Source organism: Pseudoalteromonas sp. MMG012 (genome assembly GCF_018100875.1).
In the GTDB taxonomy this organism is placed as follows: Bacteria; Pseudomonadota; Gammaproteobacteria; order Enterobacterales; family Alteromonadaceae; genus Pseudoalteromonas; species Pseudoalteromonas aurantia.
The window spans coordinates 1-7,972 of sequence record NZ_JAGJEF010000122.1 but is presented as its reverse complement, the minus strand read 5'-3'; the positions used below and the strand labels follow the sequence as shown (position 1 = coordinate 7,972).

The 7,972-nt window shown below is 40.3% G+C and carries 6 protein-coding genes; 1 reads left to right on the top strand and 5 read right to left on the bottom strand.

Going from position 1 to position 7,972, the window contains the following annotated elements:
- Positions 1-191: 191 nt before the first annotated feature.
- The 5 genes from J8L97_RS23885 to J8L97_RS21950 all read right to left on the bottom strand — a co-directional run bounded on the left by J8L97_RS23885 (position 192) and on the right by J8L97_RS21950 (position 5,879).
- Entirely contained in the window at positions 192-320 is a 129-nt protein-coding gene (locus J8L97_RS23885; RefSeq protein ID WP_282098575.1) for a hypothetical protein, read from the bottom strand.
- Positions 321-475: 155 nt separating this feature from the next.
- A complete protein-coding gene (locus J8L97_RS21965; protein ID WP_211052789.1) occupies positions 476-3,064 on the bottom strand; it encodes an ATP-binding protein in 2,589 nt (862 codons plus the stop codon).
- The gene (locus J8L97_RS21960; protein WP_211052788.1) at positions 3,061-3,234 is read right to left on the bottom strand and encodes a hypothetical protein; all 174 of its coding nucleotides are present in this window, start codon (positions 3,232-3,234) and stop codon (positions 3,061-3,063) included. Before J8L97_RS21960 ends, J8L97_RS21965 begins: the two co-directional genes overlap by 4 nt.
- 431 nt (positions 3,235-3,665) lie before the next feature.
- Entirely contained in the window at positions 3,666-5,240 is a 1,575-nt protein-coding gene (locus J8L97_RS21955; protein ID WP_211052787.1) for an ATP-binding cassette domain-containing protein, read from the bottom strand.
- Between the two features lie 447 nt (positions 5,241-5,687).
- Positions 5,688-5,879: a hypothetical protein gene (locus J8L97_RS21950; protein ID WP_211052786.1), complete on the bottom strand. Its 192-nt coding sequence runs from the start codon at positions 5,877-5,879 to the stop codon at positions 5,688-5,690.
- Positions 5,880-6,477: 598 nt separating this feature from the next.
- On the opposite strand from J8L97_RS21950, the gene J8L97_RS21945 reads away from it, so the two are divergent.
- Positions 6,478-7,740, top strand: a complete 1,263-nt coding sequence (locus J8L97_RS21945) for an RNA polymerase sigma factor (protein ID WP_211052785.1) — start codon at positions 6,478-6,480, stop codon at positions 7,738-7,740.
- Positions 7,741-7,972 lie beyond the last annotated feature (232 nt).

Here is a 7,972-nt window from a genome sequence, read left to right as displayed (position 1 = left end):
GCTGCATATGTTTTAATATGGACCCTGAAACGAAGGTTTAGTTCAGGACGACGAAAGTGGGGCAAGGGCGACGAAGGTGGGGCAAAGGCGAAGGTTTAGTTTAAGATGAAGGATAGGGGCACAGAGCGTTTTTTATGGCTTAGTGTTGAAGTAACAGTAGCAACTAAAAATATCGTTGTAAGTTGGGCTTACTATGCTGACTCAGGCGCTTTAGATATCGCTTTCTCAGGTTTATCTTTGTCATTTTGAATTTGGGCTGCGTGTTGCTGTGAATACATAAAAAACCATATGTGCCTTCTTCGCTGTGTCATTTTTTTCATAGTGCAAACCCTTTGCATGACTTATTTCACTTTCCCCGAAGGGGGTTCTATTTGGTACTGCACAGTGTACCGTGCGCCTATTTAATAGCACATATGCAATAAGGTGTCACAGTTTTGCTTATGAAATATTTTCTGGTGTTATGCCTATTTATTGACTAGGTTTCCGGTTTGTTTAGAAGTGCGTTAGCGGGCAATGCGACTTCGACCAATGTACCTTGGTTTAGTTCACTGAAGCATTTTATGGTGCCGTTGAAGTGTTGATGAATAATGTTGTACGCAATGCTTAAACCTAATCCAACTGCGCCATCTTGTATGGACGTGGTATAAAAAGGGTCGAAAATTTTGTCAATGAGCTCAGGGGCGATGCCTTGCCCATTATCTTGACAGCGAATAATGAGACGTTGCTCAATAAGATGGTAACTCAAGCGAACTTCTTTAGAGGCTTGTTCGGTAAATGCATGCTGTAACGCGTTATGTATTAATATTAGTAACACTTGGTTAAGCGAATTTGAACTGGCGAAAATATGGAGGGAGTCTTGAGAGTCTAAGTACAAACTGATGTTTTTGGTTTGGGCTTGTGTTGCGGCTACTGCGATAACTTGTTTGCATAGTGTATGTAAGTCAATTTTACCAATTTGTGTATCACTGCTATTGGCTGCAACCTGTTTAAATTGTTGAATTAATTCGGCGGTTCTGTGCAGGTTTGGGGTCATTAAGTCATGGGCTTGTTGGTAGCGCTCAATAAATACTTCTAAAGTTTGGCGTTTAAGTTGGTTACTGGTGAAATCGAGCTCTAGTTTTTTGAAGTCTTCATCTAATGTTGAAAGCGCTGTCATGGCAATGCCTAAAGGGGTATTTACTTGATGAGCAACTCCCGCGACCAGATGTCCAAGACTGGCCATTTTCTCTTGCATAACCAGCTTTTCTTGGGTGGTTTTTAACTGCTCTACACTGAATTTTAGTTGATCATGCACCTCAATTAAATTTTGATGTGACTTGGCATTAGCAAGTGCAATCGCGGCATATGATGCGAGTGTTTCGAGTATGGTAATATCATTTTTAGAGTAGCTGTTTTCTCTAAAACTTTGCATACCAATTACACCAATGACTTGTTTTTGAATGCTCATTGGGACATAAATCATAGAGACCGCTTGTGCGCCGGTTTTGCCATTGCTGAGCGTGTGAATAGCTGAGTCTGGGTTTGGGTGATACAACTCAAATTGCTGGTCATAATTATTGATTAAAATACTTTGGTTATTAATGGCGCAATGTACCGCAAGCTGGCCAAGGTTATTCAAAGAGCGCTTGTATGTTTCAAACCGTATACCTTGCTCTGTTGCAAACTCAAAGACCAAATGTTCTCTGTCTTGATCAATTAAGCCAATACCAAAGGTGTCAGCACACGCTATTCCGGCCATGTGCTCATAAATATCATGAAATACTTCATCTAACGTTAAATGACTGGTGAATTGTCGGCCTATTTTGTTAATTGCAGCGAGCTCTTGGGTACGCTGACCAACTAATACTTCCAAATATTTTGCCCGAGCTTTAACAATATCAATGCGCCATTTAAACAACCCACTGATAATTAAGGTAACACTCATGGCAATCAGTAACTTAAACCACTGGGTTTGCCAAAATGCCGGCATAACATTGATAGGCAGCTTTAGGGGTTTAACTTGTCCAGCAACGTTATTGTATTGTGCACGTACTTCTAATTGGTAATGTCCAGGGGTTAAATTTGTGTAACTGATCCATCGACTATTTTCATCTAAAGGCAGCCAGTGCTCGTCTAAACCAATAAGCCGATATTCGTAGGTAATGTGTTTCGCGTACACTAAATCAATAGCAGCAATTTGGGCACTGAATGTGCGCCCATTAGGGTCTAACGTCGGCACTGTATTGGTGGGTACGGCATAAGTCTTTCCTCCTTGTCGCCATTTACGTATCACAATCTCGCTGTTATGGGTTGGGGCATTGTAGCCGTCAGGTTCAACGATGAGCACGCCTCGGGTACCGCCAAACAACATTGCACTGCTGGTTTTTTGCGCATAAGATCCGAGCCAAGTTGTACCAATACTGGCCCCTTCGTCTGCGCCATATTGATGTAACTGACTTTTATCAAACTCTAAAATTGTGGCGCCGCTCCATAAGCGACCATTACTGTCTATTAATGCATTGCCACCAGGCTTATAAGAGCCTAGCCCCATCGCGTTTTGTTTATCAAAAAATTGGGGCGTATCTGCATCGGCATTGGGAATTTCATCAAACCCGGTTGATGTGACCACGTATAACCCATCTGCTTTATTGGTGATCAACCCCAGTACGTAATTGTTACTAATATCACTGTTATGGGCGCTATATTGTTCAAATAACGTGGCATTAGGTCTTAATCTAAATAATCCCAAATGGCACGCAACCCAGAGGTTTCCAAACTTATCTTCGTATAGGTTGGTAATACTATCGAGTAAAGGCTGGTTATCAGGTTTATTAATAAAATCGCAGCGGGAGAATGCATCATTTATGATACATGCACCTCTGTTCGTGCCAACCGCAATTCGACCATCGCTCAACCCCAATAATCGAAAAATGGAGACAGACTGTAACCCTGCTATTTTTTGTGCAACGGCCTTTTGGTTGGGAATATCAAGTCGCATAATACCCTGTGCATGCGTGCCAGCCCACACTGTGCCTGAGTTGTCTTGCGTTAAAGCGATAACGCTGGTGAGTTGTTCGCCGCTCACAGTTTTAGAAATATGGGCAATTTTACCTTTATAAGGGTTAAATATGTCGACCCCCCATTTTTACTGCCAAACACCCAATGGCCGTTATTGAGTATGGTTACGGCGCGGATATTTCCATAGCGGTTTTTCATCCATGCAACAGAGCAAATACGCACTGGTTTTCTTTTCATAGTTGTTACCCTGTTCGGGATGATCAAAGTATACGCTATCAGTATTAAATGCCAATTATTGCAGCATTAAAAACGATATGAGACAAATGAGGGAGAATTATGAATACCCACTTCTATTTCGTTTTTTAATGATGATGGGTGGTATTGCGTGTGTACATTATACCCATTTTTCGAATTACCTTATTAAAAGTAGGTACAACCGAGCACATATCAATAACGACTAAAGTGTAAGCCCCCACCATGTTATAACAATATCTAATAGTGTATAAGTATGGCATTTACAGCGTGACCTGCGCAGGTTTATATGCATTAAATCTATGGAAAATCAGTGTGGCGTGCAACAAGTAACAATAATAAGCACAGTGCAGGTGACAAAAAACACCAACACTGTGCTTATATTTAGAAGGTTTGGTTGCATTCATATGTCTCAATTATAAATTGAGCGTGTGGTCAATGTTTACATGAGCAATAAAAGCAGGGTCATGACTGACGAGTAATATGGCTCCTTGATAGTGTCTGAGTGCGCTGGCGAGTTGGTGTTTTGCGTCAGCATCTAAGTGATTATCCGGCTCGTCGAGTAATAATATAGGTTGATTGGGTTGATGACTCACAATGAGCATAGCTAATTTCATTTTTTGCCCTCCACTTATATGCATTGTAATGCTGTAAACATGGTCTTTTTTGAAGCCAATGCCTGCCAGTAAGGTACGCGCTTCACTTATACTAAGAGTTGGACAAAGCGAAGTTAAATTGTCTAATACGCTGTGATTGAGCTTGAGTAACTGATAGTTTTGATCTAAACAAAAGGTCGTTGAGTTGAGCTGCAGTGTGCCCGACGTAGCTGGTATTTTTTGTTGTAACACATTCAATAAGGTTGATTTTCCTGCGCCATTGTTGGCACTAATATGCCATTTCTCACCCTCACGTACGACAAGATCAACGGTGGATTGTGTGCCATACGGGAGTTGTAGTTGTAGCGCTCTTATTAAGGTTTTTCTTTTGCGGGTTACGTGCGATTTTAATGCAAAATGGGTAAGTACAGTGTTGGTCTGTTTAGCAAGGAGTAGATTGGCTTTGTGTGTTAGTTTAGCATGTTGTTGCATGGCCGTGATTTTTTGGCGCTTTGTATTGGCTGAGGCGTGGTCTTTTTTGGCATCCAATAATACTTTTGCTTGGCTACCTTGCTTACGTAAGGCATTACCTTGTGCTGCGCGTTGTTGGGCTTTTTCATGATTTGTTTGTGTAGCCAATTGTAACTTACGTTGTTCGCGTTTTATGTGATTAATTTGCTGATTTAAAGCCTGCTCAAGGTGTCCTTTGTGCTCTAAAAAATCGTGATAATTGCCTGAAAATGCCGTTAAACCATGGGGAGTAAGTTCATAAATTTCCGTCATTTCCTGCAGGAGTAGTGGGTCATGACTAACAATTAATATTGCGCCATTGAATGATAGCAATTGCTCAATCAGCCACCGTTTCCCCTGGAGATCTAAATGGTTGGAAGGTTCATCGAGGATGAGGGCCTGATGGTTGGCGTTAAACAACTGCCATAATTTTAATCGTGCAAGTTGACCACCACTTAGGCTACGGCAGTGTTGCCAGTAATCAGTACTAATATTAAGCGCATTAAGTTGTGTTTTGAGCTGCTCAGCCAATAACCAGTTATCACCAACAGTGGCAAAGTCTTTAGGGTCGCAACTCCCCATGGAGATAGCATCTAAGGCATGTAAACTCGCTGAAAGCCCTAAAAATTCGGCAATGGTCACTGTTGACGTGGGCGATTTTTCTTCGTGATGCTGGGTAAAATAGCCAATATTTGTATGACAAACCACGTCACCTTGAGTTGGGGGGATCTCACCTCGAATTACTTTAATTAATAAGGATTTACCTATGCCATTACGACCAACAAGGGCTGCACGCGATGCCGTTAAGTTCCAAGATAAATTGTGAAAAAGGGCGTCTCCATCTGAGAGCTGCAAACTGAGATTATGAATTTTAAAAATGGGCACAATGAGCCTCCTGATAAAAACAGGCGCAGTGAGGTAGTCAATATGCGAGATGTTGCGACACTGTCGCGAACTTATTTAATAGGTATAGAGCTACGCCCACTAACCCTGTAGATCCAAAAAAAGAATGAGAATTCGGATAACAGGACTTAGTTGTTCATGACGGCGTACACTCCACAATAGAAAGAGGCACCCAGTGTAATGGATTTATCAATAAAAATTCAAGCGCTTACTGATGTTTAATAGCTGGCTCTATAGGCTTTTGGTCAGCTCAGCAAAGAGTCAAGAGCGTTTTTTGTAATAGAGCATCAAAATTACGAGCGTTCAGTTATTATCGTAAAAGGTGACGTTTTCGTTATTCATGATAGTGACAAGCAATTGCATTGGTGAGGCCGTTGGCTGTGGTAGCCAGTGTACTCTGGCTACGCTTAGCGCTAAGGTTACATTAAGCTAGCAACCCGAGGTGTAATCCCAACATTTCCATGCACCAGTACATAACCGTGTATCGTCGCATTGTCGCATTGTATCGCAAAACGCTGAATTTGGGCCACCTCCAGCTATTTTTGGTGTTTGCGCATGACCTAAGCCTTTACCTTCTTGGTATAAACATTTTAAGTGAGTCTTAGTCAGTTTTAGTTTCATAAGTATTTCCTTCTATTCTGATGTTAAATTACTACCCAACATAAATTGCATACAATATATTGTCAATGTATTTTCAATTCATTTACAGTGCACCGCTGTCGGCTTGCGTCATATTATTATGCGTTTCATTGCTGTGATGTTAAGAAGCTTGGCCAAGCTATTACGCGTTATGGAAAAGTGGCGCTCGATGATTGACTGTTAAGGTTTTTAACTAACCTCAGGTTTGGGTAAGGGTTTTGGAATAGAAAATTTTTGCAAACAAACTTACGTATAATCCAATGATGATATTTAGTGCAATATCAAGGCGCTTTTATGCAGTAATAGCGGGCTATTACAAATGAAAGCAACGCCGAGAGTGAGAAAAATAGCTTTATTGGGCAAATTCGCTTATCCAGAGCTGAGGTTAACTAACGAGTTGCATGTTTACACAACACAGTGGATAAACAATAAGCGTTGGGATTACATCGCTTCGCAATTTATTTATGACACTGAATACACGCTAGTGGTGATAGGTACAAATAGGGAGGTATCGTAGATATAACAAAATGTGATTTCTCGTGTTAAGTTATTAATACGTGAACGGCAAAGGTATTACACTGTGTGGCAACAGCAGCTTGCATTACTCTATAAATCTCAATATCGTAAAATTATTGCGGTGCTCGTCAAGCTCTTTGGTATTCATAATATTCAGCTTGCTGAAGATGTAGCTCAAGATGCTTTTAATAAGGCATTATTGAAATGGCCAAATGAAATGCCTGATAACCCCTGTGCTTGGTTGCTCACTGTAGCTAAGAATCAAGCCTATGATGTACTACGAAAACAACAAACCCACGACCAATATAGCATGCAAACCATAGCTTGGCAGGCCAGTAACACTCCCCTAGCACGTTCATTGGACGATGCCTTTGCTGAATCACAAATTCAAGATGATCAACTCCGTCTCATTTTTTGTGTATGTCAGTGTGATATCAATATTGAGAATCGCATTGGGTTTGCTCTAAATGTGTTATGTGGACTATCAAGCGCAGCGATCGCAAGAGCATTGTTACTTAAAGAAGAAACAGTAAAAAAAAGACTTTACCGCACAAAAAAGCGCTTAGCACAAAGTCAGTTTGAACTGCCAGAAAACCATAAACTTAATGCGTCATTAGAGGCCGTTCACACCATTTTATATCTATTGTTTAATGAAGGGTATTTAAGCTCGAGTGAACGAGAGCCATTTAATGAAATGCTCTGTGCTGATGCCATTGGCATGACTAAACTATTGTTACTTAATGATGATACCTTTAATGGCGAGACCTTAGCGTTATTGGCATTGATGCAGTTTCACTTTGCACGTTTTAACGCTAGAAAAGATAGCCAAGGAAAAGTTGTCTCACTTGATTTACAGCAACGTTCGTTGTGGTGCAAAAGTCTTATCTGTGAAGGGCAAGAGTTATTAGTTTTGTCTTTAGCATATCAACCAAAAATGCTTGGGCGGTTTTTAATTGAAGCACAAATAGCGCAATTACATTGTATGACAGCTGATTTTAAACACACCCCATGGAGTATGATTATTCGTTTGTATTCTATGCTGTATCAAGTAACGGGATCTGCACATGCATTACTGAATAAAGCGATAGCACTTGGTTATGCAGGGCAATGTGGTGAAGCGATTGGGTCATTGGAAAACCTGACTAACAACAGTGAGTTTCAACAAAGCCATGCGCTTGATGCTACTTTAGCACACCTATATGCGCTAAAAGACGATAGAAATATGGCGTTAATTCATGCTGAGTTGGCAAAAAAAAGAGGTGGGACTATATTGGAGCATCAAATTATCCGGCAACAGTTGCAACGCTTTTTGGATGATTTACATTGATTTAAATATATATGTGCAGTTTAATTAAATTTCATTAGTAAATTAGCAATAAATTGGTTGTGGTTTTTGTTTTTTAGAATTTAATGTGTTTTTTATTTTATTTACAGAATGTGAATTGTGATGTTCTTGTTTTTTTATTTGTACCACTAAAGTCTAGCTATTAAGTATTAATATATTTATATACTTTGTAATTGAGTCAGGAAGGCTCAAATTGATATTATTAAATTATAAG

Coding starts and splice junctions, on each gene's coding strand:
- J8L97_RS23885 (WP_282098575.1), bottom strand. CDS start 320: ATGAAAAAAATGACACAGCGAAGAAGGCACATATGGTTTTTTATGTAT.
- J8L97_RS21960 (WP_211052788.1), bottom strand. CDS start 3,234: ATGAAAAGAAAACCAGTGCGTATTTGCTCTGTTGCATGGATGAAAAAC.
- J8L97_RS21950 (WP_211052786.1), bottom strand. CDS start 5,879: ATGAAACTAAAACTGACTAAGACTCACTTAAAATGTTTATACCAAGAA.